25 protein-coding genes are annotated in these 26524 nt (G+C 69.5%); 16 read left to right on the top strand and 9 right to left on the bottom strand.

The features are described 5' to 3' along the window. The coding region (locus CQ042_RS16670; protein ID WP_105671572.1) for a glycosyl hydrolase at nucleotides 1–1043 on the bottom strand (1043 nt) is incomplete at its 3' end. Between the two features lie 163 nt (nucleotides 1044–1206). Between CQ042_RS16670 and CQ042_RS16665 the strand changes: the two genes are divergently transcribed. The 6 genes from CQ042_RS16665 (at nucleotide 1207) to CQ042_RS16640 (ending at nucleotide 9497) form a co-directional block, all read left to right on the top strand. After that, the gene (locus CQ042_RS16665; protein ID WP_105671571.1) at nucleotides 1207–2496 is read left to right on the top strand and encodes an ABC transporter substrate-binding protein; all 1290 of its coding nucleotides are present in this window, start codon (nucleotides 1207–1209) and stop codon (nucleotides 2494–2496) included. Nucleotides 2497–2531: 35 nt separating this feature from the next. Beyond that, nucleotides 2532–3485: a carbohydrate ABC transporter permease gene (locus CQ042_RS16660; protein WP_105671570.1), complete on the top strand. Its 954-nt coding sequence runs from the start codon at nucleotides 2532–2534 to the stop codon at nucleotides 3483–3485. After that, nucleotides 3482–4396 (top strand): carbohydrate ABC transporter permease, encoded by a 915-nt coding sequence (locus CQ042_RS16655; RefSeq protein WP_105671569.1) that lies wholly within the window; start codon nucleotides 3482–3484, stop codon nucleotides 4394–4396. The genes CQ042_RS16660 and CQ042_RS16655 overlap by 4 nt, the downstream gene beginning before the upstream one ends. Beyond that, entirely contained in the window at nucleotides 4393–5859 is a 1467-nt protein-coding gene (locus tag CQ042_RS16650; protein WP_105671568.1) for a family 20 glycosylhydrolase, read from the top strand. The genes CQ042_RS16655 and CQ042_RS16650 overlap by 4 nt, the downstream gene beginning before the upstream one ends. Before the next feature lie 71 nt (nucleotides 5860–5930). Continuing rightward, nucleotides 5931–8939, top strand: coding sequence for a glycoside hydrolase family 38 C-terminal domain-containing protein (locus CQ042_RS16645; protein ID WP_105671567.1), 3009 nt, complete (start codon nucleotides 5931–5933; stop codon nucleotides 8937–8939). 72 nt (nucleotides 8940–9011) lie between these two features. Continuing rightward, nucleotides 9012–9497, top strand: coding sequence for an MmcQ/YjbR family DNA-binding protein (locus CQ042_RS16640; RefSeq protein WP_258132292.1), 486 nt, complete (start codon nucleotides 9012–9014; stop codon nucleotides 9495–9497). Here CQ042_RS16640 and CQ042_RS16635 read toward each other — a convergent pair whose 3' ends face one another. Both CQ042_RS16635 and CQ042_RS16630 read right to left on the bottom strand, forming a co-directional pair. Then, nucleotides 9498–10154 carry a hypothetical protein gene (locus CQ042_RS16635; protein ID WP_105671566.1) on the bottom strand — a complete coding sequence of 219 codons (657 nt, stop codon included), beginning with the start codon at nucleotides 10152–10154 and terminating at the stop codon, nucleotides 9498–9500. Then, nucleotides 10151–10606 (bottom strand): MarR family winged helix-turn-helix transcriptional regulator, encoded by a 456-nt coding sequence (locus CQ042_RS16630; protein WP_105671565.1) that lies wholly within the window; start codon nucleotides 10604–10606, stop codon nucleotides 10151–10153. The genes CQ042_RS16635 and CQ042_RS16630 overlap by 4 nt, the downstream gene beginning before the upstream one ends. A 93-nt stretch (nucleotides 10607–10699) precedes the next feature. Here CQ042_RS16630 and CQ042_RS16625 point away from each other — a divergent pair, with 93 nt between their 5' ends. After that, entirely contained in the window at nucleotides 10700–11083 is a 384-nt protein-coding gene (locus CQ042_RS16625) for a VOC family protein (protein ID WP_105671564.1), read from the top strand. 22 nt (nucleotides 11084–11105) lie between these two features. Here CQ042_RS16625 and CQ042_RS16620 read toward each other — a convergent pair whose 3' ends face one another. Beyond that, nucleotides 11106–11693, bottom strand: coding sequence for a hypothetical protein (locus CQ042_RS16620; RefSeq protein WP_105671563.1), 588 nt, complete (start codon nucleotides 11691–11693; stop codon nucleotides 11106–11108). Nucleotides 11694–11818: 125 nt separating this feature from the next. Here CQ042_RS16620 and CQ042_RS16615 point away from each other — a divergent pair, with 125 nt between their 5' ends. Together CQ042_RS16615 and CQ042_RS16610 are read left to right on the top strand one after the other, a co-directional pair. Then, nucleotides 11819–13051, top strand: a complete 1233-nt coding sequence (locus CQ042_RS16615; protein ID WP_105671562.1) for a glycosyltransferase — start codon at nucleotides 11819–11821, stop codon at nucleotides 13049–13051. 126 nt (nucleotides 13052–13177) lie between these two features. Continuing rightward, entirely contained in the window at nucleotides 13178–14407 is a 1230-nt protein-coding gene (locus CQ042_RS16610) for a glycosyltransferase (protein WP_105671561.1), read from the top strand. A 46-nt stretch (nucleotides 14408–14453) separates the two neighbouring features. On the opposite strand, the gene CQ042_RS16605 is transcribed toward CQ042_RS16610, so the two are convergent. The 3 genes from CQ042_RS16605 to CQ042_RS20540 form a co-directional block, all read right to left on the bottom strand. Then, nucleotides 14454–15146 (bottom strand): hypothetical protein, encoded by a 693-nt coding sequence (locus tag CQ042_RS16605; RefSeq protein ID WP_146115419.1) that lies wholly within the window; start codon nucleotides 15144–15146, stop codon nucleotides 14454–14456. Nucleotides 15147–15210: 64 nt separating this feature from the next. After that, nucleotides 15211–15843, bottom strand: coding sequence for a LysE family translocator (locus tag CQ042_RS16600; RefSeq protein ID WP_105671559.1), 633 nt, complete (start codon nucleotides 15841–15843; stop codon nucleotides 15211–15213). 33 nt (nucleotides 15844–15876) lie between these two features. Then, a complete protein-coding gene (locus tag CQ042_RS20540) occupies nucleotides 15877–16038 on the bottom strand; it encodes a hypothetical protein (RefSeq protein ID WP_181157604.1) in 162 nt (53 codons plus the stop codon). A gap of 85 nt (nucleotides 16039–16123) precedes the next feature. Here CQ042_RS20540 and CQ042_RS16595 point away from each other — a divergent pair, with 85 nt between their 5' ends. The 6 genes from CQ042_RS16595 to xdhC all read left to right on the top strand — a co-directional run bounded on the left by CQ042_RS16595 (nucleotide 16124) and on the right by xdhC (nucleotide 24190). Further along, entirely contained in the window at nucleotides 16124–17098 is a 975-nt protein-coding gene (locus CQ042_RS16595) for a GlxA family transcriptional regulator (RefSeq protein ID WP_105671558.1), read from the top strand. A gap of 225 nt (nucleotides 17099–17323) precedes the next feature. Beyond that, nucleotides 17324–17836: a nucleoside deaminase gene (locus CQ042_RS16590; RefSeq protein ID WP_105671557.1), complete on the top strand. Its 513-nt coding sequence runs from the start codon at nucleotides 17324–17326 to the stop codon at nucleotides 17834–17836. Between the two features lie 24 nt (nucleotides 17837–17860). Then, nucleotides 17861–19375 (top strand): NCS2 family permease, encoded by a 1515-nt coding sequence (locus tag CQ042_RS16585; protein ID WP_105671556.1) that lies wholly within the window; start codon nucleotides 17861–17863, stop codon nucleotides 19373–19375. Between the two features lie 69 nt (nucleotides 19376–19444). Then, the gene (locus CQ042_RS16580) at nucleotides 19445–20947 is read left to right on the top strand and encodes a xanthine dehydrogenase small subunit (protein WP_105671555.1); all 1503 of its coding nucleotides are present in this window, start codon (nucleotides 19445–19447) and stop codon (nucleotides 20945–20947) included. After that, nucleotides 20944–23316: a xanthine dehydrogenase molybdopterin binding subunit gene (gene xdhB, locus CQ042_RS16575; protein WP_105671554.1), complete on the top strand. Its 2373-nt coding sequence runs from the start codon at nucleotides 20944–20946 to the stop codon at nucleotides 23314–23316. Before CQ042_RS16580 ends, xdhB begins: the two co-directional genes overlap by 4 nt. Nucleotides 23317–23338: 22 nt before the next feature. Next, nucleotides 23339–24190: a xanthine dehydrogenase accessory protein XdhC gene (gene xdhC / locus CQ042_RS16570; protein WP_105671553.1), complete on the top strand. Its 852-nt coding sequence runs from the start codon at nucleotides 23339–23341 to the stop codon at nucleotides 24188–24190. Between the two features lie 13 nt (nucleotides 24191–24203). Here the strand turns inward: xdhC and CQ042_RS16565 are convergent, their stop codons facing one another. Beyond that, nucleotides 24204–24425: a hypothetical protein gene (locus tag CQ042_RS16565; protein WP_105671552.1), complete on the bottom strand. Its 222-nt coding sequence runs from the start codon at nucleotides 24423–24425 to the stop codon at nucleotides 24204–24206. 122 nt (nucleotides 24426–24547) lie between these two features. Beyond that, on the bottom strand, nucleotides 24548–25249 hold the full coding sequence (locus CQ042_RS16560) for an NRDE family protein (protein ID WP_105671551.1): 702 nt from the start codon (nucleotides 25247–25249) through the stop codon (nucleotides 24548–24550). Nucleotides 25250–25282: 33 nt separating this feature from the next. Between CQ042_RS16560 and coaBC the strand changes: the two genes are divergently transcribed. Next, the gene (coaBC, locus tag CQ042_RS16555; protein ID WP_105671550.1) at nucleotides 25283–26491 is read left to right on the top strand and encodes a bifunctional phosphopantothenoylcysteine decarboxylase/phosphopantothenate--cysteine ligase CoaBC; all 1209 of its coding nucleotides are present in this window, start codon (nucleotides 25283–25285) and stop codon (nucleotides 26489–26491) included. The last annotated feature ends 33 nt before the right edge of the window (nucleotides 26492–26524 follow it).

The following is a 26524-nucleotide window of genomic DNA, read 5'->3' as shown; positions in this document are numbered from 1 at the left end:
GCGGGGGCGGGTCTGCGCTCGCGCAGCTCGGGGATGAGCTCGGCGAAGCGACGGCCGATCGGTTTGGCGGCGCCGTCCTGATCGACCAGGCCGAGCGTGTACTCCAGCTCGGGGAAGTCGGCGAGGCTGCGGCTCACGTCGTGCGAGCACCACCAGGTCACGCCCCACAGGTTCTCGGTGCGGGCGACCGACCGCAGCGTCGCCTCGAGGAAGTCGGGCGTCTGCTCGGGCGTCAGGCAGTTCGACGGGGCGCCGACCTCCTGCAGCCAGATGGGCTTCGCGGGATCGGTGGCGAAGCCGCGCGCGAGCTCGATCATGTACTCGGCATGCCGGTCGGACGCCACGGAGCGGCCGCCGTACCTCTGGGCGGTGCCGTTGAAGATCCAGGAGTGCACGGTCGTGATGTCGCCCAGGCGCGAGGCGAGAGCAGGGGTGAAGCCGTGGCCGTCCATGTACCAGGCGGCGTCGTACTCGCTGTGCACATGCTGCTGCGCGGGGGCGGACGCCTGCGCGGCATCCAGCAGCGTCGTGATCCAGTTCGCGGCCTCTGCCTCGCTGACCGGCCACGGAGAGGGGTGCGTCTGCGCCGAGAACTGGTTGGTCTCGTTGCCGAGCGTGAAGCCCAGGAAGTTGGAGGCGCCACCGAGCCGTTCGCCGAGTCGGGTCACGAGGTCCGCCTGACCGCTGAGCGCGTCGGGGTGCGTGAACATGTTCTTGTCGTGCCACGTGAACAGCCACGAGGGGATGAAGTCGAAGCTCGAGAGGTGGCCCTGGATCACATCGACGCTCGCGTCGAGCCCGAACTCGGCGGCGACATCGACCACGGCCCGCACGTCGTCGACGGCCTCTTCGCGGATCAGCGTGCGGTTCGGCTGGAGGACCGTCCACAGCGGGAAGATCCGCAGGTGGTCGAGACCGAGGTCGGCGAGGGCGGCGAAATCACGGCGCACCTCGTCGAGATCCAGCGACATCCACGCGTGCATCCACTGGGAGCGCGGGGTGTAGTTGGCGCCGAAGCGCAGCGGGGCGGCGGAGATGGTCATCGCTGTCCTTTCCGGGACCGACGGTGGGGGAGCGGCGTCCGACGGGGCTGGACCCCGGGAGCGCCGTTATGGCATGCTATGGTCACTATATCGTTTTAGTAGGGGTTGTCACAGCGACTCGAACGAGACGCCGCAGCCTGGATCACTTCGAAGGAGAATGTCCATGAAGATCCGCACCAGTGTCGCCGCAGGCATCGCGGTGGCCACAGCATTCGCGCTCACCGCCTGCACGGGCGGAGCCTCGACCTCCGGCGGATCCGCCGCGGACGGGGAGGTCGGGGGAGAGATCTCGTTCCAGACCTGGTCGCTCAAGAACGACAAGTTCACGCCCTACTTCGAGGGCGTCATCGACGCGTTCGAAGAGGAGAACCCCGGCACCACGGTGAAGTGGATCGACCAGCCCGCCGACGGGTACGAGGACAAGATCCTGCAGCAGGCCGAGTCCGGCGAGCTGCCCGACGTCATCAACCTCCCACCCGAGTACGCCTATTCGCTCGCCTCTGCAGACCAGCTGCTCGACCTCGGCAGCGCCTCGAAGGTCATCGGCGACTATGTCGACGGCGGCGTCGAGGCCTACACGTACGACGGCATCGACGGCTCCTTCGGGTTCCCGTGGTACCTCGGCACCGAGCTCAACTACTGGAACAAGGCACTGCTCGCGCAGGGCGGGGTCACCGAGACGCCGCAGACCTTCGAGGAGACGATGGATGCGGCCGAGCAGCTCGCCGCCGCCGGCATCCAGACCATCTCCGACGTGCCGAGTCCTAAATCGCTCCAGACCATGGTGTCCGACGGCGGCGGTACGCAGGACGTGTACAAGGACGGGAAGTTCGTGTTCAACACTCCTGAGGCCGTCGCGATCGTCGAGCGCTACGCCGAGCTCTACAAGGCAGGGGCCATCTCGCCCGAGGCGCTGCAGAACGCCGGCACCGCCAACGCCAACATCAACAACTTCAACAAGGGCACCGTCGCCTGGGCGACCGCCGGGCCCAACTACATCGACAAGGACATCGCGGTCAACGCGCCGACGCTGCTCCCCGACGTCGACGTGACCAACGGCTTCGGCAACCCGCCGCTGTTCGTGCAGGGCATCAGCGTCTCGGCCACCTCCGACAACGCCGCCACCGCGCTGGCCTTCGCCGAGTTCCTGACCAACACCGACAACCAGATCGAGTTCGTGAAGCTCGCCACCGGCTTCTTCCCCGGTACCAAGGCCGCGAACGAAGATCCCTCGGTCTTCGCGGAGACCGCCCAGAACGAGATGCAGGCCACGGCCAACGACCTCGCCGCCTCGCAGATGAACGACGCCAGGATGCTCGGCGCCCCGCAGTTCACCGAAGCCATGGAGACCTACGCCAAGCAGCAGATCGCGCTCGCGGTCAAGGGCGACATCTCGGCCCAGGAGGCACTGGACAAGGCCGTCGAGTACGCGGAGCAGAACGTCGTCGGCTGAGCCGGCGACGCGGAGATGAAGGGGGTGGATGCCTCATGAGACGACAGCGCTGGTACACGCCGTACCTGCTCGTACTGCCCGGCGTGATCTGGGTGTTCGTGTTCGCCCTCTGGCCGTTCCTGAACACGATCGTCCTCGCGTTCACGGACGCCCGCCCCCTTCGTCCCGCCCAGTTCGTCGGGCTCGACAACTTCTCGAAGATGCTCAGCGACGACCGGTTCAGCTACGCGCTGACGACGTCGCTGGTCTACGTGGTGGTGTGCGTGCCGCTGCTCACCTTCCTGCCGCTGCTGCTCGCGCTCCTCGTGCACAGCAAGATCCCGGCGATCGGGTTCTTCCGCACGACCTTCTACTTCCCGGTCATCGCCTCGGCGGTCGTCGTCGCGATCGTGTGGGAGTTCCTCTTCTCCGGCAGCGGCACGATCAACTCGGCACTGAGCTTCTTCGGGCTGATCGATCGACCGGTGGAGTTCCTCTCCGACCGGTGGCTCCTGATCGGCTGCGCCATCGGGCTCACCGTGTGGAAGGGGCTCGGCTACTACATGGTCGTGTACCTCGCCGCCCTCGGGAACGTCGGTCGTGAGCTGCACGAGGCGGCCGCGATGGACGGCGCCGGGCGCTGGCGTCGCTTCTGGTCGGTCACCGTCCCCGGCGTCCGCGGTCCGATGATGCTGGTGTCGGTGCTCGTGTGCGTCGGCGCGATGCGCGTGTTCACCGAGCTGTACGTGCTCTCGGGCGGCTCCGGCGGCCCCGGAGGTCAGGCCATGAGCATGGTGATGCTCATCCAGTCGATGGGCAAGGGGCTCAACGGCCAGGTCGGCTACGCGTCGGCCATCTCGCTCGTGCTGTTCCTGCTGACGCTGATCCCCCTGGCGATCGTCGGCATCGCGAACAACGGCGACACCATCAAGGAGGCCCTCGCGGGACGACGTGCGGCCAAGGATGCGAAGCTCGCCAGGCTCGCCGCCGCCGAGGAGGCCATGCGATGACGACGCGCGCGATGACCACGCAGGACAGCACTCCTCGGGAGCGGCGCGATCGCCCGTACCGCACGCGAGGATCCGCCGACATCATGAAGCCGTCGCTCGGTGGTCTGATCGGCAAGTACGCCCTCCTCCTCGGTGTGCTCGCCATCATGGTGTTCCCGTTCCTGTGGCAGATGTCCACGTCGTTCAAGGGAGCGACCGAGAACATCTACGACTTCCCGCCCTCGCTGATCCCGCAGGCGCCGACGCTCGACAACTACGCCGAGGTGTTCCGCACGATCCCGGTGCTCGACTACGCGTGGCACTCGCTGCTCGTGGGCGTCGGCACCGTGCTCACCAACGTGGTCTTCGCCACGATCGGCGGCTATGCGCTGGGCACCATGAAGTTCCGCGGCAAGTGGATCATCCTCGCGATCTTCTTCTCCACACTGCTGCTCCCCGGAGAGGTCACGCTGACCAGCCAGTACCTCACGGTCAAGTCCCTCGGCCTCGCGAACACCCTGTGGGGCGTGTTCCTGCCCGGGGCGATCGCCGCGATCAACGTGCTGCTGATGATGGCCGCGTGCCGCATGATCCCACCGGACACGCTGGATGCCGCGACGATCGACGGCGCCAACACGATGCAACGCCTCCGGCACATCGTGTGGCCGAACGTCCGCGGCATGGTCTCGGTCGTCGCCCTGTTCGCGTTCATCGGAGCGTGGGACGACTTCCTCTGGCCGCTGGTGGTGCTGTCCGATCCGGCGAACTACACACTCACCGTCGGCATGCAGTATCTGAGCTCGAACTTCGCCGCGAATCCCCGGGTGATCGCGGCCGGGACCATGATCGCCCTCGTCCCGATCATCCTGCTGTTCGCCGTGCTGCAGAAGCAGTTCTTCAAGGGCGTCGAAGAGGGAAGCGTCAAGGGGTGACCGCGACGTACGACACCGAGGACGGCGACGGCCACCGCCCCTGGCTCGCGATCCCCCAGCCGACGACCGTGCGGCTTTCGGGCGAGGCGTGGGTGCCCTCCGCGGTCAGGGTCACGGCCGACGATCCGACCCTCGCCCGTGAGGCGATGCGGTTGACGGGCGAGCTCGCTGCCCTCGGCATCCCCCGCGGCGAAGGGCCGGTCATCCGGCTGTCGCGCGACGGCCAGACCGGCGAATCCTTCCAGATCGAGGTCGGCATCGACATCGACGTACGCGCCGGCTCCGCCGCCGGGGCGTTCCGGGCGACGCGACAGCTGCTGCACAACCTGCGAGCGCAGGGACGGGTGCCGCACGGGCACGTGTCGTCGGAGCCGGTGGTCGCGGAACGCGGCTTCCACCTCGATGCCGCCCGCAAGCATTTCCCCGCCGCGTGGATCATCGACCTGCTGCACGCGCTCGCCGACGTCGGCATCACCACGTTCCAGTGGCACATCTCCGAGAACGAGGGCTTCCGCATCGGCTCGGAGGCCTTCCCCGAGATCGTCTCGACGGCGCACATCACCCGTGCCGAGGCCGCCGCGGTCGCGGACGCCGCCGCCGACCTGCACATCGACCTCGTGCCCTCGCTCGACATGCCGGGACACCTGCGCCACGCGCTCGCCGCGCATCCGGAGCACCGCCTGCCGACCGCCGGCGGGCTGCCGACCGACCATGCGCTCGACATCACCCGCCCCGAGGCGGTCGCGTTCGCCCGGGCCCTGATCGACGACGTCGCCGTGCTGTTCCCGCGAAGCACGCGGTGGCACCTCGGCGGCGACGAGTTCGTCGACTTCGCGCGTATCGACGAGTATCCCGCGCTCGCGGCCGCCGCCGGAGAACTCCACGGCCCGAGCGGCACCGGGTTCGACCTGCTGACGGGCTTCGTGAACGACATCGCCGCGCACCTTCGCGCGAAGGGATTCGCTCCGCGGGTGTGGAACGACGGGATGCTCCGCAGCGACGCGGTCGCGCTCGACCCGGACCTCGTGCTCACGTGGTGGACGAACTGGCACGCCGAGATGCGGCCGCTCGCCGCAACTGTCGAGTCGGCCAACCCGCTCGTGAACTTCCACGACGCGCTGTTCTACTACGTCCTCGGCGAGAAGGCGGGCTACATCTACCCGACGAGTCAGCGCATCTGGGAGGCCGACTGGCATCCCGGTCTGTTCCCCGCGCTGCCGGGCGGGATCCGCCAGGAGATCGAGCCGCCCTACCCGGCGCAGCTCGTCGGGGTCTCGTTCTCGGTCTGGTCGGACGATGCGGCTGCCCAGACCCCGGAGGAGGTCGCCGAAGGCATCCGCCGACCGTTGCGAGCGATGGCCGAGCGTGCGTGGAACGGCGGGAGCGCGCTCTCGCACGACGAGTTCTGCGAGATCGACGCGGCGCTCGGTGTCGCAACGACCCCGGCGCGATCAGCCGGGTAGCGTCGACCTCGTCTGCGCCGAGCACTACCCTCACCCCATGACCACCCACCGTCGAGCCCGGAGACCCACCCATGCATGACGACACCTCGCTCACCGTCGGCCGCGTCAAGCGCGTCCTCGAAGAGCGCATCCGCCCGGCGATCCACTCGGCTTCCGTGCCGCTGGACGTCGAGATCCACGAGCTTCCCGGCGAGCCGATCGCTCCGGCGGAAGGACTCGCCCTCGACTTCGCGCCCGGTACGGTCGGCGCCCCCTGGGGGGCGGCGTGGGGGACGACGTGGTTCAAGCTCACCGGACGGGTGCCCGCGGAATGGGCGGGTCGTCGTGTCGAAGCGCTCATCGACCTCGGCTTCGACGTCAACATGACCGGCTTCCAGTGTGAGGCCCTGGCCTACCGGCCCGACGGCGGCGGTTCCGCTCCGATCCCGGTGAAGAGCATCAACCCGCGCAACCAGTGGGTCCCGATCACCGAGACGGCGGAGGGCGACGAACCTGTCGAGCTGTACCTCGAGGCGGCGTCCAACCCGGTGCTGCTCGACTACCACCCCTTCCTGCCCACGCAGGAGGGCGACATCCTCACCTCGTCGAAGGAGCCGCTCTACCGCGCGCGGCGGATGGACCTGGCCGTGTTCGAGCAGGAGGTCTTCGACCTGTCGCTCGACCTCGAGGTGCTGTTCGAGCTGCAGGCCGAGCTGCCGGCGACCTCGCCGCGCCGCATGCGCATCCTGCAGGCCATGGACGACGCGCTCGACGTGCTCGATCTGCAGCACATCGTGGCGACCGCTCCCGATGCCCGCGCCCGCCTCGCAGACGTGCTTGCCGCTCCCGCCGAGGCGAGCGCGCACCGCATCTCGGCCGTCGGCCACGCGCACATCGACTCGGCGTGGCTGTGGCCCGTGCGCGAGACGATCCGCAAGGTCGCGCGCACCACCTCGTCGATGACCGCGCTGCTCGAGGAGCAGCCGGAGTTCCAGTACGGGATGTCCAGCGCGCAGCAGTACGCCTGGATCAAGGAGCACCGCCCCGAGGTGTGGGAGCGGGTCAAGGCCGCGGTCGCCGCCGGGCGCTTCCTGCCGCTGGGTGGAATGTGGGTCGAGTCCGACACCGTGATGCCGACGGGAGAGTCGCTCGTGCGGCAGTTCTCGCACGGGCAGCGGTTCTTCGAGCGCGAGTTCGGCATCCGCTCGAAGGGCGTCTGGCTGCCGGACAGCTTCGGGTACTCGCCCGCCCTGCCGCAGCTGATGCGCCGCGCCGGGTTCGAGTGGTTCTTCACGCAGAAGATCTCGTGGAATCAGCAGAACGTCTTCCCGCACCACTCGTTCCTGTGGGAGGGCATCGACGGCTCGCAGGTGTTCACGCACTTCCCGTCGATGGACACCTACAACTCGCAGTTGAGCGGCATGGAGGTCGCGAAGGCCTCCCGCCAGTTCAAGGAGAACCGGCTCAGCTCGCGGTCGATCGCCCCGGTCGGCTGGGGTGACGGCGGTGGCGGCACGACCCGTGAGATGACGGGCAAGGCCGAGCGCCTGCGCGACCTCGAGGGCAGCGCGCAGGTCGTGTGGGAGCATCCTGATGTCTTCTTCGACGCCGCCAAGGCCGAGCTGCCGCATCCCGCCGTCTGGGTCGGCGAGCTGTACCTCGAGCTGCACCGTGGCACGCTCACCAGCCAGCACGCCACGAAGGCGCTGCACCGCTGGGCCGAGCACGCGCTGATCGAGGCCGAGCTGTGGGCCGCGACCGATGCCGTGCGCACCGGTGCCGAATATCCGCAGGCCGAGTTCGACCGGCTGTGGCAGACCGTGTTGCTGCACGAGTTCCACGACATCCTGCCGGGCACGTCCATCGCGTGGGTGCATCGTGAGGCCGTGGCGGTGCTGTCGGACGTGCTGTCGGACGCGGAGGACATCTCGGTGGCCGCCCGTCGCTCGCTGGCCGGAGAAGGCGACCGCGAGCTGCGGTTCGAGCCGACGTCGGTCGGTCGCGGCCGCGCCCTCGGGGCGGCCTTCGTCGCCGAGCCCACGGCGGCGCCGGTGTCGCTCACGGAGGAAGACGGTGGCTGGCGACTGGAGAACGAGCTCGTCTCGGTGCTCGTCTCAGCCGAGGGCCTGATCGTCTCGGCGATCGACAAGGCCACCGGGCGCGAGGCCGTGGCCGCTGGCAAGGCAGCGAACCTGTTCCAGTTGCACCAGGACTTCCCCAACATGTGGGATGCGTGGGACATCGACCGGTACTACCGCAACAGCGTGGTCGACCTCACCGCGGTGTCGTCGATTGAGGCGACGGTCGTGAACGGCGTCGCGCAGATCGTGGTGGTGCGTCCGTTCTCGGAGTCGACCATCTCGCAGACGATCATTCTCGCACCGGATTCGCGGACCGTGCTGCTGCGCAACGAGGTCGACTGGCACGAGACCGAGAAGCTGCTCAAGCTCGCCTTCCCGCTCGACATCCAGGCCGCGCACACCGACGCCGAGACGCAGTTCGGGTACCAGTCGCGCGTGACACACACGAACACCAGCTGGGAGGCGGCGAAGTTCGAGACCTCGATGCACCGCTTCGTGCTGGTGCGCGAGCAGGACTTCGGTGTCGCCCTCGTGAACGACTCGATCTACGGCTATGACACTTCGCGCGAGGTGACCGACGACGCGGTGGCGACGACGGTGCGACTCTCGCTGCTGCGAGCTCCGCGGTTCCCCGACCCCGACACGGACCACGGCCATCACGAGATCGAGGTCGGCTTCGTGATCGGCGCGGACGCCGCGACCGCCACGGCCGAGGGCATCCGGATCAACTCCCTTCCGAGCGTCGTGCGCGGTGCGCGCGAGGTCGAACCGCTGGTGTCCGTCGAGGGCGAGGGCATCGTGGTCTCGGCGGTCAAGCTCGCCGACGACGGCTCCGGCGACGTGATCGTGCGCGTGTACGAGGCGCTCGGGCGACGGGCGACCGGCGAGCTGTCGGTCGGATTCGAGCACCGCGAGGTGCGCGAGGTGAGCCTGATCGAAGACGACATCGACGAGGCGCGGACCGGCGGCGAGCTGCGGCTGCGGCCGTTCGAGGTGCGGACGCTGCGCGTCGCGCGCTGAGACCGAGGCACGGGATCAGGCGGAGACGCGGGATCAGGCCGAACGCACGCGTGCGTGCCTGATCCCGCGTGCATGCCTGATCTCTCGCGTCAGGACGACATGGGCGCCTGCCTGTTGTGGCGACCGGCCGACCGGGTGGACGATGGCGGGATGGTGAGCATCGAGGATGTGCGCACGATCGCCCTCGCCTTCCCCGGCGCGGAGGAGGCGGTGAGCGGCCACACCGGGGCGGCGTCCTGGCGGCTGAAGAGCGGTCAGTTCGCGTGGCTCCGGGGTCCGAGCGCGACGGACCTGCGCCAGCTCGCCGAGCTCGGACGGGAGTGGCCGGAGGGCGACGTGCTCGCGGTGCGCGTCGCCGATCTCGGTGAGAAGGAGGCGCTGCTGGCGGCCGAGCCCGTGGCGCTGTTCACGATCCCGCACTTCGACGGGTACCCGGGGTTGCTGGTGCGTCTCGGTGTCGTCGATCGTGAACGGCTGGCCGAGATCATCACGGACGCCTGGTTGGTGCGGGCGCCTGCTCGGGTAGCGAAGGAGTGGCTGGAGCAGGGGCTCGGCTGATCACGCCGCGATGAGGAACGGCCGCGCCGCGTCGAGGAACGCGCGCGGGTCGTCGGCCCATAGTCGGATGCGGTCGACCCGATGCACCCCGCCCTTGGGGCCGAGCCCGGGGAGCCGGATCGCGACCGGTCTCTCGAGTTCGATCTCGATGTTGGTTTCGTCCTGCATCCGCTCGGCGTACTCCCCGCCGGTGATCCGAGGCTGCTTGGGCTCGTCGACCCGACGCGCGATGCCGACCGAAGCGATGTCGGACCACCGGATGGACACGTCCAGCTCGAGCCCGTTGCGCACGCGGATGCCCTCGGGGCCGACCGTGTGCGGACGCATGAGCATCGCGCAGAGCAAGCCGACCATCCACGTGACACCCCAGATGCCCAGGATCAGCAGGGGGATACGCACGGCCGGCCAGGGGTGGACGATCAGATCGAGGATGGGGATCTCCACCGCGGAGAGGCCGATGAAGATGAACAGCACCGTGAGCACCGGCCGGTGATAGCCGACACCGGTGCCGCCCTCAGGGACCGCGGGTCGGCGGGCGATCGCTCGCGCGATGCTCGAGTAGACGCGGAGTTCGGCGATCCACGCCCGGTGCAGAGCGTTGAGGATACGCGCTCCGCGCGTCGGCGTGCCCGCGATGCCGTGCACCTGTCCGGTCATGGTGTGTTCCGGGATTCGGCGCTCGCCGCCGCGACGAGACTCTCCAGGTGTGCCGCGAGAGCCGACACTCCGCGCTCGACCGCGGCGCGATCCTCGGGCGCGATCGCCTGCACGAGGGTCGCATCGAGTCGGGCGTGCTCCTCCTGCATCCGCGTCATCGTCTCGACGGCCGTGGGGGTCAGCTCGACGAGCACGGCACGCCGATCGGTGGGGTGCGGCGTGCGACGGACGTGACCGGACGCCTCGAGCGCATCGACGAGCCCCGTGATGTTGCGGGGTGTGACCTCGCAGAGCCGGGCGAGCGCCTGCTGGGTGGAGGCCCCGGCGTGCTGCAGCACCCACAGCAGGTGCACGCGTGCCGGAGTGAGCCCGGTGCCCTCGAAGGCGCGCGCCATGTCCTTCTGGAAGAGATCCGAGATCTGGAGGAGACGGTCGACGAGCAGGGGTTCCATGATCGTGAGTATACGACACTGTTACCTCACTTCACTAAATGAGGCGAAGCGAGATTACTGGATCGCCATCGCATCGTCGACTACAACGGGAACATGACCTCAGACGTGACAGGCATCGGCGGCCTCTTCTTCCGCAGCAGGGAGCCGGAGGCGAGAGCCACCTGGTACCAGGAGCATCTGGGGATCAGCGCCGGCCACACCGGTATCTGGCAGCAGGAGGCGGGCATGACCGTGTTCGCGCCGTTTCCCGCCGACAGCGACTACTTCGCCGCCGACCAGCAGTTCATGCTGAATCTGCGTGTCTCCGACATCGAACAGCTCGCCGCGCGCCTGGAATCCGAGGGCATCCCGGTGGAACGTCGCGACGAATGGAACACCGACGAGTACGGAACCTTCGCCCGCATCCACGACCCGGAAGGACTCGCCATCGAACTGTGGCAGCCGCCGGCAGACCCCACCCGACCAGCAGCGTCCTGACCCGGTAGCGGGGAGAGGGCGATCAGGCCGGATCGAGGCGCAGCACGTCGGGCGACTCGCCGCCCGTGAGGTCGTCGGCGATGCGGAGGCTGCGCGCCAGGTCATCGAGTGCGCCGACCAGCGTGCCGAAGCGCTCCTTGTCGCTGCACACCGCGGTCAGGGTGACCAGGTGCGTCCCCGTGTCCCAGGTGTACGTCGCGAACGGCGGTGACGCGGGAGACGGCGGCATCGGCACGAGCAGCTTCTCGCCCACGCCGAGGCGCGTGGGGAACGACTCCGTGTCGTCGTAGTCCATCGGCATCGACGCGCGCGCGATCCGTACGTCCGGCGTCAGCACCTGCGCGGTCGCCATGGCCACGACCAGCTCGGGATCCGCCTTCCACGTCCACACCAGCACGCGTCCGTCCGCCCGCTTCATCAGCATCGGCGCCGCCTGGCTCATCGCCCACGCGCCGAACTTCGACCCTGGCCGCTCTGTCGCTCCCACCGCTGCGTTCACCTGGCCCAGCAGCATCCGGATCGCCGCCTTGCGATGCCGGCGGCCCTTCCACCCGAGCGAATCCGTCACGGGAATCCACAGCAGGGGATCGGCGTCGGCAGTCAGTCGCATGGCTCCACGCTAACGGCTGAGCCTGAGGGATGCCCGGTACGCCTCGGCCGTGTGATCAGGGCCCTCCGGTAGAGTGGCCAGCGCCCGACCAGGGCTTTCCCTTGGCCGCCACATCGTAAGGCAGCATGTCTGTGACCTCCTCCGACGATCCGATCGATCCGTCGAGCGGCCCCGCCGCCGAAACCACGCCCCGTTCGTTGAAGATCGTGATCGGCTGCGACACGTTCGCGCCCGACATCAACGGTGCCGCACGCTTCGCCGAGCGCCTCGCCGCCGGCCTCGTGCAGCGCGGACACGACGTGCACGTCGTCGCGCCGAACCAGGCCTACCGTCGCGCACAGCCGCACACCGAGGTCATCGAGGGAGAGCCGATGACCCTGCACCGGCTGCCGTCGGTGCGCTGGGCTCCGCACGACTGGTTGCGGTTCGTGTGGCCGTGGCGTTCGAAGCCCTACGCCCGCAAGGTCATCGACCAGGTGCAGCCGGATGTCGTGCACATCCAGTCGCACATCGTGATCGGCCGCGGCCTCGCACACATCGCGCACGAGCGCGGCATCCCGGTCATCGCGACCAACCACGTCATGGCCGAGAACATCCTCGACCACACGACCATGCCGAAGTTCATCGACGACATGGTGCTCAAGTTCGCCTGGGCCGACGCCAAGCGCACCTTCGACCTGACCCGCGCGATCACCACCCCCACGCGCCGCGCGGCCGACTTCCTCGAGAAGACCGTCGAGGTTCAGGGCGTCATCCCCGTCAGCTGCGGTATCGATCGCACCCAGTACACCCCGGTGGTCGCCCCGCGCGAGAAGAACCGGATCATCTTCGTCGGTCGGCTCACCGCCGAGAAGCAGGTCGAGGTCATCCTCAAGGCGATGACGAAACTCGACCCGGCGCTCGAGACGACGTTCGACATCGTCGGCGGTGGCGACCAGCGCAAACAGCTCGAGCACCTGACCGCACAGCTCGGACTGGCCGACCGTGTCACGTTCCACGGCCGGACGAGCGATGAGGAGCTCCGCGCGCTGCTGTCGCGGGCGAGCCTGTTCGTGATCGCCTCCATCGCCGAGCTGCAGTCCATCGCGACCATGGAGGCGATGGCCTCGGCGCTGCCGATCGTCGCCGCGGATGCCGTCGCCCTCCCGCACCTCGTGCACGACGGCGAGAACGGGTACCTGTTCGAGCCGGGGAACGTCGACGAGCTCGCCGCGCGCCTGACCGACGTGCTCACCGCAGAACCCGCGGAATACGAGCGGATGCAGCGGGCCTCGCTCGACGGCGTCGCGATCCACGACATCAACCGCACCCTCGACACCTTCGAGGCGCTGTACCGCGACGAGCCGCTGCCAGAGTAGCCCGCCATGCACAGTATTCCCCTCGGATCACGGCGCCGCGACGCGTCAGTGCCGGAGTAGCCCGCCATGCACAGTATCCCCCTCGGATCACGGCGCCGCGACGCGTCAGTGCCGGAGTAGCCCGCCATGCATATCGTCTTCTTCGGCGATCAGCACCTCGACTCCCTCGGGGGAGCGCAGGTGTCGATGCGGCTCCAGCGGGAGTTCCTCGAACGCGCCGGTCACACCGTCACGGTCGTCGCGCCGAAGATGCACGGGTCGCGCACATCGTCCGGATCCCACGGCGGGGCGTACATCGACCTGCCCTCGATGCCGATCACCGTCGACCGCGAGTACTCGATGAGCTGGCCGGGACGTGCGACCGACCGCTTCCTCGACCGTGCGATGACCCGTCGGCCCCCGGTCGATCTGGTGCATGTGCAGGCCGACTTCTGGGGCGCGTTCATCGGGCACCGGTACGCCGAGCGTCACGGCATCCCCGTCGTGCACACGATGCACAACCGCGTCGACGTGGGCATCGCGGCGGTCACCCCGCTCCATCGCCCCGTGCTCGCCGCACTGAACGCATGGCGCCGCGTCGCGATGCGCGGCATCGGCACTCGGGTCGCGGGCGCCGACGGCTGGGCGTTCCTGCGCGGGATCGCGGCCGGAGCCTCCGCCGTCACGGCCCCCTCGACGCACTTCGCCCGACGACTCGAGCAGCACCAGGTCTTCCCCCGCGTCGACGTGATCTGGAACGGCATCGACGACGACCTCCGTGCGCAGACCGTCGCGGACGGCCCCGCCGAGCGCGCACCCGGTCGGCCGCGCTTCGTCTGGCTGGGACGGATGAGTCCCGAGAAGCGACTGCTGCCCTTCCTCGAGGCGTTCGTCGCCGCGGACGTCGATGCGGACCTCGAGATCATCGGCGGTGGTGCCCAGCGCGCTGTTGCCGAGAAGATCGTCCGCGGACGCGACGGCGTGCGCTTCGCCGGACGGCTCACCTACCCGCAGACCCTGGCGCGGATCCACGCCGCCGACGCGCTCGTGCAGACGTCGATCGGCTTCGAGACCCAGGGCATGACGCCTTTCGAGGCGGCCACGCTCGGAACGCCGTCGGTGATCTGCGACCCCGACATCGCCGCAGAGCTCGGCGGGGGACTCTGGGCCGTACCCGACGTCGACCCCGTGTTGTCGGGACGGCAGCTCGAGACCCGGCGGGCCGCGGCGCTCGCGGAGACCCTGCGGCAGGCGGCATCCGACATCGCCGCGGGCACGGCGCCGACCCCGCTTCCCGAGGTCGCCGACGCGTTCCGACAGTCATCGCGCACGGCGGCGATGGTCGAGGTCTACGCGCGGGTGCTCGCCGCGCGCTGAGCCCTCTCCGCACTCGTGGCGCCCGTGACGGCCGGGTGCCGAAGTGTCAGACGAGCCAGTAGAACGCGAGCATCGACACGAAGGCGGAGGCGTACCCCAGGAGCCCGGTTCCGGCGATGCCGATCGCGATGCCCGAGAGCAGATGCGGGGCGGGGCGACGCGCGGCGATCACGCCCAGCACCAGCGCGACGGCGTAGGCGACGAACGCGATCACGCCGACGACGTTGTCGATCAGGAGACCGGTGTCGAACCCGTAGCTGATGGAGTAGAGGAACGGTCTGGCCAGCGCGGGCACGAAAGCGATCGCGAAGGTGACGAGCGCGATCACGAAGGCGACCCGCCCGAGAGGGTTGCCGGCGCGCGCCGCCGGAGCGGCCGGCGCGAACGCAGGATACCCCGCCGCGGGATACGCGTCGGCGGGATTCGGCTGGGCGGGATTCGGCTGGGCGGGATTCGGCTGGGCGGGATTCGAAGTGGCGGGCGCCGGCGCGCCGTGGCCGCCGGACACCGTGCTCGGGAACGCATGCGGGGAAGCGGCCGGAGCGGGGGCCGCGGGGTACTGCGGGGCGCCGGGATACTGCGGTGCGCCGGCGTACTGCGGCTCGGCGGGCAAGTGCTGTGCGGGTGGATGCTGCGCCGGGGGATGCGGTGCCGGTGGATGCTGTGCCGGCGCGGGAGGAGCGGGCGGCGTCGTCTGCGGTTCGGACGTCGGAACAGGAGGCTGCTGGGGCTCGCTCATGACGACGAGCGTAGCCTCCCTCGGCCGACACGAAGGGGAATCGCGGAATGCCCGCGTCGCGTCGTCAGCTCTGCGCGCCGCTGAACACGAGGGTGCCGCCGAGACCGATCATCATCACACCGCCGGTCCCGGACAGCGTCGACATGCGGCGGGGGGAGCGGGCGAACCACGAGCGGGCGGTTCCCGCGGCCAGCGCCCAGACGCTGTCGCAGGCGAGAGCGAGCGCCTGGAAGATGAGCCCGAGCAGGAGCAGTTGCGCCCACACGGGACCGGCGGAGGGGGCGACGAACTGCGGCAGCACGGCGACGAAGAACGCGATGGTCTTCGGGTTGGTCGCGCCGACGACGAAGCCCTGACGCAGCAGCTTCCCCGCGGAGGCCGGAGTGCGACCGGCATCCGGTGCGTGGTCGTGCCGGTGCCGGATCGCCTGCACGCCGAGCCACACGAGGTAGGCGGCGCCGACGATCTTGATGATCGTGAAGGCGACGACCGACGACGCCACGATCGCACCGACTCCGAACGCCACGGCGAGGACAGCCGGCACGGTGCCGAGGGCGTTCCCCACCACGCTGAGCACTCCGGCGCGGCGGCCGAGGGAGAGCGAGCGACCGATCACGAACAGCACGCTCGGGCCGGGGATGATGATGATCACCACCGACGTGACGGCGAAGGCGACGAGGTTGTCGAGCGGGATCATGAGCCGACGATACACCTCGGTGCGGAGGCGTGCTCAGCGATATCCGTGTCCGGACTCGGCCTGCTGGGTGACGTCGCGTCCGGCGACGCGGCTCCAGTCGGTCGGGGTGCGGCGGTAGCCGTCGCGGCGGAGTTCGACGATGGTGGCGACAGTCGCCCACGCGGCGAGGGCGATGAGTGCGATGACGAGTATCATGGCAGAAACGCTACGTTCGATGTTGAACCGCCACGAGTGGCAGAATAGACTATCGACGTATGAAAACTGCCAATCGGGAGTGTATATGAAGACGGTCGCCTGCGTGATCCAGGACGGGTTCGCCCCCTTCGAGTTCGGTGTGGCGTGCGAGGCGTTCGGTCTCGACCGTGCCGACGACGGCGTGCCGAACTTCGACTTCCGCATCGTCGCCCCGGTGCCGGGGGTCGTGAAGTCGAAGATCGGCTTCTCGGTCAACGTCGAACACGACCTGTCCTTCGCGTACGAGGCCGACCTCGTGGTCTTCTGCCCGGTTCCCCGGGAGCGCTGGGCGGACATCGACCCGCTGCTGCTCGATCTCGCCCGGCAGGCGGTCGCTCGCGATGCCTGGGTGATGAGCGTCTGCAGCGGGTCCTTCATCCTCGGCGCCGCCGGGGTGCTCGACGGCCGACGTGCGACCACGCACTGGATGTATGCGCACACGATGGCCGCCATGTATCCGCAGATCGACATCGACCCCGACGTCCTCTTCGTGCAGGACGGCAAGATCATCACCAGCGCGGGCACGGCGGCCGGGATCGACGCGTGCCTGCACCTGCTCCGGCAGGAGGTGGGTGCCGAGCTCACCAATCGCATCGCGCGCCGCATGGTCGTTCCCCCGCAGCGCGACGGCGGACAGGCGCAGTTCATCGATCGACCGATCCCCGTGGTCCCCACCGACTCGCTCGCCGCCGTCGCCGACTGGGCGGTGGAGCACTTGCGCGACGATCTCGGCGTCGATCAGCTCGCCGCCAGGGCGCTGATGTCGCCGCGCACGTTCGCGCGCCGCTTCAAGGCCGAGTACGGTGCGACGCCGGCCGCGTGGCTCGCGCGCCAGCGCATCATCCACGCGCAGCGGATGCTGGAGCGCACCGACCTCCCGCTCGAGCACATCGCCGACGAGTGCGGGTTCGGGTCGGCGGCCGTGCTCCGGCAGAACTTCGCCAGGGTGCTCGGGCTCACCCCGACAGCCTACCGTGCGCGGTTCTCGTGCGCCGAGGAGTCGGCGGTTCCGGCGGCCTGAGCCGGAATCGCGCTCGCTTCCTATCGCATTGCGGAATCCGTCTTCCATCGAGGGTGGACGTGTGCGATCACGGGTGTTACAGTCGGTCCCAGCTCGGGCCTCACCAGGGGCTTTCGGGCAGACAAAGCACACCTAGCGGTTCGACGTATATCTCGTGGAACGGCCCGATCCGGGCCTGACCCGATAAGCCGTATCACTGCGACGACAGCAAGGAAGCTTTTCGTCATGAACCGTATCGCCGTGCCCGGAAACGGGCCGCAGCCGACTCCCGCCGAGTACCTCGCCCGCGCGGTCGCCATCGCGACCGACAACGTGCGCAACGCCGGAGGGCCGTTCGGGGCCATCGTCGTCACCGCCGACGGGCAGGTCTTCGAAGGGGTGAATCGGGTGACCGCAGATCTCGACCCCTCGGCGCACGCCGAGGTCACCGCCATCCGGAACGCGTGTCAGGGTCTCGGAACCTTCGACCTCCGCGGCGCCGTGCTCTACACCAGTTGCGAACCGTGCCCGATGTGCCTCGCGACATCGCTGTGGGCCCGGATCGATCGCGTCTACTTCGCCGCCGACCGCGACGACGCCGCGGACGCCGGATTCGACGACGCGGTGTTCTACCGCTACTTCGAGGGCGACGCGGAGGACCGTGCGATCATGCCGGTCGCACAGGAGGTGCTGCCGCCTGCGCAGCGCATCGCCCCCTTCACCGAGTGGAGCACCACGGCCACTCGCATCGACTACTGACCGACCGAACGACTGGAGCCGAAGATGTCTTCACCTGTGTCGCCGCCCGAGGAATCCGAAGGCGGAGCAGTACGACCGGCGGTCCATCCGCCGCTGGCCACCGGCGCGACGACCACGGTCGACGCCGAGCCCAAGAACGCGTTCGACCGATTCTTCGAGATCACGCAGCGCGGATCCACCGTCGGGCGTGAGATCCGCGGCGGCGTCGTCACCTTCGTGACCATGGCGTACATCGTGATCCTCAACCCGTTGATCCTGGGCGGCGTCGACGACGTCGCGGGCAACGCCCTGGACGGCGCGCAGATCGGTGCCGCCACCGGCCTCACCGCCGGCGTCATGACGATCATGTTCGGCCTCGTCGCCCGGTTGCCGTTCGCGCTCGCCGCAGGACTCGGGATCAACTCGTTCCTCGCGGTCTCGGTGGTCGGCCAGGTCACCTGGCCCGAGGCGATGGGGCTCGTCGTCATCAACGGCGTGCTCATCGTGCTCTTCGGCGCCACCGGCATCCGGACCGCGATCTTCAACGCGGTGCCGCAGGCGCTCAAGGCGGCGATCACCGTCGGCATCGGACTCTTCATCGCCTTCATCGGCTTCGTCGACTCCGGCTTCGTCAACCGCACCCCCGGCGGCCCGCCCGTGCAACTCGGCGACGGCGGCTCGATCACCTCGGTGCCGACGTTGGTCTTCCTGTTCGGGCTGCTCGTCATCGGCGTCCTGGTCGCACGCCGGGTGCCCGGTGGCATCCTGATCGGCATCGTCGCGGCGACCGTCGTCGCGATCGTGGCGCAGTCGATCCTCAAGCTCGGCCCGAGCTTCGAGGATCCGAACGGCTGGCACATGACCATCCCCGAGATCCCCGCCTCGTTCGTGACGATCCCGGACTTCGGGCTGATCGGTCAGTTCGACCTGTTCGGCTCGTTCGGCCGGATCGGCGCGCTGGCCGCCACGATGCTGGTGTTCACGCTGGTCTTCTCGAACTTCTTCGACGCGATGGGCACGATGACGGGGCTCGCGAAGAACGCCGGACTCGCCTACAAGGACGGCACGTTCCCGCGACTGCGCTCCGCGTTCGTCGTCGAGGGCTTCGGTGCCGTCGCCGGCGGCATGACCTCGACCTCGTCGAACACGGTCTACGTCGACAGCGCCGCGGGCATCGGCGAGGGTGCCCGCACCGGGCTGTCCTCCGTCGTCGTCGGCGTGCTGTTCCTGCTGTCGATGTTCTTCACACCGCTCACGCTCGTGGTGCCGATCGAGGTCGGATCCGCCGCGCTGGTCGTGGTGGGAGCGATGATGATGGGCCAGATCAAGGAGATCAAGTTCACGAACTTCGCCGTCGCTCTGCCCGCGTTCCTCACGATCGTCACGATGCCGCTCACCTACTCGATCGCCAACGGCATCGGTGTGGGATTCATCGCCTGGACCCTGGTGAACGCCCTGTCCGGCCGGGCCCGCAAGGTGCACTGGCTGATGTGGATCGTCGCCGTCGGCTTCATGCTCTACTTCGTCCGCGGGCCGATCGAGGTTCTGCTCGCCGGGTGATCCGGGAGGCAGAAGAGCCCTCCACGGCACCGCCCATCACGCATAGACTCACCTCACTCGGAGATCACTGTGAATGACATCGTCGTCAACGTCAACGGTCAGCGTCGTCCCCTCTCGGGCACCGCCGCCCATGCGACCGCGCTCGACTGGCTGCGCGATACCGGACTGTCCGGCAGCAAGGAGGGCTGCGCCGAGGGCGAATGCGGGGCGTGCGCGATGCTGCTCGCGACGCCGACGCCCGAGGGCGGCACCGCGTGGACGCCGGTGAACGCCTGCCTCGTCCCGGTCTATGCGCTGAACGGGCAGGAGATCGTCACTGCGGAGGGGCTCGGCGGCCCCGATTCGCTCCACCCGGTGCAGGAGAAGCTGGCCGAGGCCGGCGGATCGCAATGCGGCTACTGCACCCCCGGCTTCGTCTGCAGCATGGCAGGGGAGTACTACCGGGAAGACCGGGTAGCGCCGCACGAGGTGTCGGATGCCGACGGCGACTGCCCTGTCCACGAGGGCGAGCACGACGGAGAACACGGCCCGAACGGCTTCGACCTGCATGCCCTCAGCGGCAACCTCTGCCGCTGCACCGGCTACCGGCCGATCCGCGACGCCGCCTACACGCTGGGCGAGCCGGAGCGGAGCGACCCGCTCCGGCAGCGGCTGGCCGACCCGGCACCGGCGGCCGTGCGGACGGACGTCGAAGTGGGCGGGTCGCGCTTCCTGCGCCCCGTCACGCTCGACGAGACTCTGCGCATCGTCCGCGACGAGCCCGAAGCCCAGCTCGTCGCCGGCTCTACCGACTGGGGCGTCGAGGTGAACATCCGCGGGCGTCGGGCCCCGTTCGTCGTCGCTGTCGAGCAGCTCGAGGAGCTGCGCACCCTCCGCGTCGCCGACGACGAGATCGAGATCGGCGCCGCGCTCTCCCTGTCGGAGGTCGAGAAGCTCCTCGACGGCACGGTGCCGCTCCTCGCGCAGCTGTTCCCGCAGTTCGCGTCGCGACTGATCCGCAACCGCGGCACCCTCGGCGGCAACCTCGGAACCGGCTCGCCCATCGGCGACGCCCCGCCCGCGCTGCTCGCCCTCGGCGCCAGGCTCGTCCTCGTCTCGGCGCCGCCGGGCGGATCAGGGATCGTCGAGCGCGAGGTCGAGCTGTCCGAGTACTTCACCGGCTACCGGCAGACCGTGCGCCGTCCCGATGAACTCATCCGCGCCATCCGCATCCCGCGGCCGCTGGCCGCGGTCACGGCCTTCCACAAGATCGCCAAGCGCCGCTTCGACGACATCTCCAGCGTCGCGATCGCGTTCGCCCTCGATATCGACGGCGGCGTCGTGACCGCCGCGAAGATCGGACTCGGCGGCGTGGCCGCCACGCCGCTGCGCGCCCGCGCGACCGAGGAGGCCCTGATCGGCCAGCCGTGGAACGTCGCCACCGTGCGCGCGGCCTCCGAGGTCCTCGGGTCGGAGGGGACCCCGATGTCCGACCACCGCGCGAGCGCCGACTACCGTGCGCTCATGCTCAACACCGCGCTGCTCAAGCTGTACAGCGCGACCGTCATCGAATCGAAAGAGGTGTCGGCATGAGTGCTCTCGCCGATCGCCCGGACGGCGCCGTCGTCGGTACCCGTGCCGCCCATGAGAGCGCCGCCCTGCACGTCACCGGTGCGGCCATGTACACCGACGACGTCGCCGTGCGCACCGCGGGCGTGCTCACCGCCTGGCCGGTGCAGTCCACCAACGCGCACGCGAAGGTCACCGTCGACGTCTCCGGAGCGTACGACGTGCCCGGCGTCGTCCGGGTGCTCACCGCCGAGGACGTCCCCGGCGTCAACGATGCCGGCATCAAGCACGACGAGCCGCTGTTCCCCAGCGAGTCCCGGTTCTACGGGCACGCCCTCGTCTGGGTGCTCGGCGAGACGCAGGAGGCTGCGCGTCTCGGCGCCGAGGCGGTGAAGGTCGACTACGAACCGCTGCCGTCGTTGATCACCGTGCGTGACGCGATCGACGCGGGCTCCTTCCAGGGGATCGCGCGCACGGTCGAGCGCGGCGATGCGGCATCCGCCCTGGCCTCGGCTGCCCGTGTCTTCGAGGGCGTCACCGAATTCGGCGGCCAGGAGCACTTCTATCTGGAGACGCACGCCTCGTTCGCGGTCCGCGACACCGAGGGCGGCTACTTCGTGCAGTGCTCCACGCAGCATCCTTCCGAGACGCAGGAGATCGTCGCGCACGTTCTCGGCATCCGCTCGAACGAGGTCACGGTCCAGTGCCTGCGCATGGGGGGCGGCTTCGGCGGCAAGGAGATGCAGCCGCACGGGTTCGCCGCGATCGCGGCCCTCGGTGCCAAGCTCACCGGGCGCCCGGTGCGGCTGCGGCTGAACCGCACGCAGGACATCACGATGACCGGCAAGCGGCATCCGTTCCTCATCGAGTGGAAGGTCGGCTTCGACGCCGACGGGATGCTGCAGGGACTCGAGGCCGTGCTCACGTGCGACGGGGGCTGGAGCCTCGACCTGTCCGAGCCGGTGCTGGGCAGGGCACTCTGCCACATCGACAACGCGTACTGGATCCCGAACATGCACGCGCACGGCCGGATCGCGAAGACGAACAAGGCGTCGAACACCGCGTACCGCGGCTTCGGCGGGCCGCAGGGGGTGTTCCTCATCGAGGACATCCTGGGCCGGGTCGCCCCGGCGCTCGGCATCGATCCGATCGAGCTGCGCCAGCGCAACTTCTACCGTCGAGGGCAGAGCACGCCGTACGGCCAGCTCGTCAAGGACGCCGATCGGATGGGCGCCATCTGGGGGCAGCTGCGTGAGGAGGCGGACGTCGACGGGCGCCGGGCCGAGATCGATGCGTTCAACGCGCGCAGCCCGCACCTCAAGCGCGCGCTCGCGATGACGCCCATCAAGTTCGGCATCTCGTTCAACTTCGCGGCCTTCAACCAGGCCGGCGCCCTCGTGCACGTGTACAAGGACGGCTCGGTGCTGATCAATCACGGCGGCACCGAGATGGGACAGGGTCTGCACACCAAGATGATGCAGGTCGCCGCGACAGCCCTCGGCCTCGAGCTGCACCAGGTGCGCCTGGCGCCCACCCGCACCGACAAGGTGCCGAACACCTCGGCCACCGCGGCATCCTCCGGCAGCGACCTCAACGGCGGCGCCGTGAAGAACGCCTGCGAGCAGATCCGGGAGCGGATGGCGGCGGTCGCCGGGCGCCTGCTCGGCGTGGACGAGCGGGACGTGCGCTTCTCGGGAGGGTTCGTGACGGGCCTGGGCAACAGGGAGGGACGACTCACGTTCGCCGAGGTGGCGAACGCCGCCTACCTCCAGCGGGTCCAGCTCTTCGCGGCGGGGTACTACCGCACCGAGGGGCTGCACTGGAATCCCGACATCATGCAGGGCTCCCCGTTCAAGTACTTCTCCTACGGCAGTGCGGCGACCGAGGTCGAGGTCGACGAATTCACCGGCGCCTACACGGTGCGCCGCGTGGACATCATCCACGACGTCGGGGACTCGCTGTCGCCCCTGCTCGACATCGGGCAGATCGAGGGCGCCTACGTCCAGGGCGTCGGCTGGCTGACCCTGGAAGAGCTTCGCTGGGACGAGAGCGACGGGCCGCACCGCGGCCGCCTGCAGACCCAGTCGGCGTCGACGTACAAGCTGCCGAGCTTCTCGGAGATGCCCGCAGAGTTCTCGGTCCGGCTTTTCGAGAACGCCAGGGAGGACGGTGCCGTGTACGGCTCGAAGGCCGTCGGCGAGCCGCCGTTCATGCTCGCCTTCAGCGCCCGCGAGGCGATCCGTCAGGCCGTGGCCGAGTTCGGTCCGGCGGGCCACTCGGTCGAGCTCGCCTCCCCGGCGACGCCCGAGGCCGTGTTCTGGGCGGTCCGTGCGGCGCAGCAGGCGGCGGATGCCGAGGGTGCGGCGGAACCTGAGCTCGTCGGCGCCGGCTGAGCCGCCGCCGAGGAGGAGCGACATGGACTGGCTCGACGCACTGCAGGCGCTGCGGGCGGCCCGCACGCCGGCGGTGATCGTCACGCTGGCCCTGGTGCGCGGCCACGCGCCCCGCAACGGCGGCGCGAAGATGGTGGTGGCACCCGGCGCGGTGTTCGGCACCGTCGGGGGCGGCAACCTCGAGGCGACCGCGGTCGACCGCGCGCGAGCGATGCTCAGCGCCGGCGTCGCCGAGCCGGAGGTGCTGACGCTGACCCTCAGCGATAAGGCGGTCACCGAATACGGCGTGCAGTGCTGTGGAGGAGAGGTCACGATGATGCTCGAACCGATTCGCGTGACGCCCGGCATCGCCGTCTTCGGCATCGGGCACGTGGGGCTGGAACTCGCGCGGATCCTCGCCCGCCATGAGGTCGATCTGCACCTGATCGATTCACGGCACGAGATGCTGGCGGCGGAGCGGATCGGCGTGCCCGGCGAATCGGGGGTGTTCGCGGACGCGGTCGCGCGCGTGCACGTCACGCATGCGCCGGTGCCGGAATCGGCGCTGGCAGGTCTCCCCGCGGGCTCGCATGTGTTGGTGATGACCCACGATCACGTCGAGGATCTCGCCGTGATCGACATGTCGCTGCGTCTGCCGCCGGGGCCGGAAGGGCTGGCCTCGATCGGGCTCATCGGCTCGGCGTCGAAGTGGGCGCGCTTCCGCAAGAAGCTCGGCGAACTGGGGCACGCAGAGAGCGAGCTCGCCAGGGTGACGACGCCGATCGGCATCCCCGAGGTCGGGGGGAAGCAGCCGGCCGTGATCGCGGTGAGCGTCGCCGCCCGTCTCCTGCAGCTGATCGACGAGGCGGCGACGGTCGAGGGGAGCCGGGACTGAGGGTCGGGCGCGCTCAGGGAGCCTTGGGGAACAGGATGCGCATCGCCCGGAGGTAGCTCCCGGACCGATCCGCCCCGGTCGGCATGGAGAGGTCGGGGTCGATGTTCACGATCGGATGCCCCGTGTCGCGTTCCGCCCCGGTCGGCATGGAGAGGTCGGGGTCGATGTTCACGATCGGATGCCCCGTGTCGCGTTCCTTCTCGTCGGCGTTCTTCGGTGCGATGTCCGTGGTCACGCGATCTCCCTCCTCTTCAACTTCCATGATTCGGAAACGAAACTCTGCTTTACGGAAAGAGTAGCCGGGATCCGGTTTCGGCGTCAAGGAAGACGACTCCGAGGGGAGGTGGATGCGACGGGTCAGTCAGCCCAGTGCGCCGGCACCGGAAGGGCGCGATAGTCGAGGTCGACCGCGTCCGGGGCGATGGATGCCGTGCAATACAGGAGCGACTGCGTCGGGTACCCGTGGGGGCGGTTGTCGCGGATGATCGCGCGGTCGTCCTCGGGGGAGAGGCGCGCCGATTCTGCGAGCAGCGCGACCCAGTCGCCCGCCCAGTCGAGGCTGTCGGAGGTGGCGCCGAGTGCCCGGAACTCGGGCAGCCAGGTGGCGATCCGCGCCGTGGCGTCATCGTCGAGGTCGTCGTGCGCGATCATGTGCGTGCCCGCGTCGATCGGCGTCTCCACCAGGCGTTCGCCGTCCCAGCTGCGCACGCGTGCCCCCTCGGGGCCCACTTCGACGAGGTTGAAGCCGTGCATCGGCAGCGTCCCCTCCGGGGAGCGTCCGCTCACGGACTCGAGGGCGAGGCTGCCGCGGGAGAGGGCCAGCTCGGCGGGAAGGTCGACCACGTCTGCCCGGTTCAGCAGCACCGCCAGTCGGCGCGCGGCCGGGTTCATCGCGAGCCAGGCGCCGCCCGCGCGGCGGTCGCGCACGCCGATCACGCCCGGATGGGTCTCGGGCCACCACTCGCCGAGGGCGTCCCACTCGCGTTCCGGGTCCTCATCGCGGACGGCGAGGAGCCGAGCCGTTCCCGCCTCTGCCACATCGATCACGACCGTGCACACCGGATCAGTCTAGAAGTTGGCAGAATCGACCGTGTGAACATCGTCGTCGGAGTATCGGGCGGCATCGCCGCGTACAAGACGGTGCACCTCGTGCGCCTGCTCATGAAGGGCGGGCACGAAGTGACCGTGGTGCCCACCGCGGACGCGCTGCGCTTCGTCGGCCTGCCGACCTGGGAGGCGATCAGTCGTCATCCCGTGACCACGAGCGTGCACGATGACGTGGCGAAGGTGCGTCATGTCGCACTCGGGCAGGGGGCGGACCTCGTAGTGGTCGCTCCGGCCACGGCCAACACGATCGCGAAGATGGCCGCGGGGCTCGCCGACGACCTTCTCGGAACCACGCTGCTCGCCACCGAGGCCCCGGTGATCATCGCCCCCGCGATGCACGCGGAGATGTGGCGGCACCCGGCCACCCGGGCGAACATCGCCACGCTGCAGGCGCGCGGTGTGCGGCTCGTCGGTCCGGCGGACGGCGAGCTCGCCGGTGGGGACAGCGGCCCTGGCCGCATGTCGGAGCCGGAGGAGATCGCCGCCGCCGTGTTCGCCGCTCTCGCCCCCCGCGACCTCGAGGGCGTGCGGATCGCGATCTCGGCGGGCGGCACCCGCGAGCCCCTCGACCCGGTGCGGTTCCTCGGCAACCGCTCCAGCGGGCGGCAGGGAGTCGCGCTCGCCGCAGAGGCGGCGGCGCGCGGGGCCGAGGTCACCCTCGTCGCCGCGAACATCTCCGGCGACGTCCTCGACCAGGCGCGGCATCCGTCCGTCCGCATCGTCCCGGTCGGGACGGCGGCGGAACTCGGGGCGGCGATGGCGGACGCGGCGGCATCCGCCGACGTGCTCATGATGGCAGCGGCGGTCGCCGACTACCGCCCCGGCGAGGTGTCGGATCGCAAGCTCACCAAGGAGGGCGGGGGACTGGCGAGCATCGAGCTCATCCAGAACGACGACATCGTCGCGGGGCTGGTCGAGGCCAGGGCGCAGGGCCAGCTCGTCATCGCCTTCGCTGCGGAGACGCCGGCGACGGCGGGGGATGAGCGCGAACTCCTGGAGCGCGCTCGCCGCAAGCAGGCCCGCAAGGGTGTGGATCTGCTCGTCGTGAACGAGGTGGGCTGGGATCGCGGATTCGAGAGCGCGGAGAACGCCGTGCTCGTCCTCGGCCCGGCGGGCGCGGTCGTCGCGACGTCCACGGGATCGAAGCGCGCGGTCGCTGCCGCCGTATGGGACGCCGTCATCGCCGCGCGCTGAATCCGGGGTGCGGAACAGGGGCCTCGTCGACGG

This window comes from Microbacterium sp. MYb62 (genome assembly GCF_002979475.1).
Taxonomy (GTDB): domain Bacteria; phylum Actinomycetota; class Actinomycetes; order Actinomycetales; family Microbacteriaceae; genus Microbacterium.
Note: the sequence above shows the minus strand (reverse complement) of the source record. Positions and strands in the feature narration are given on the sequence as shown.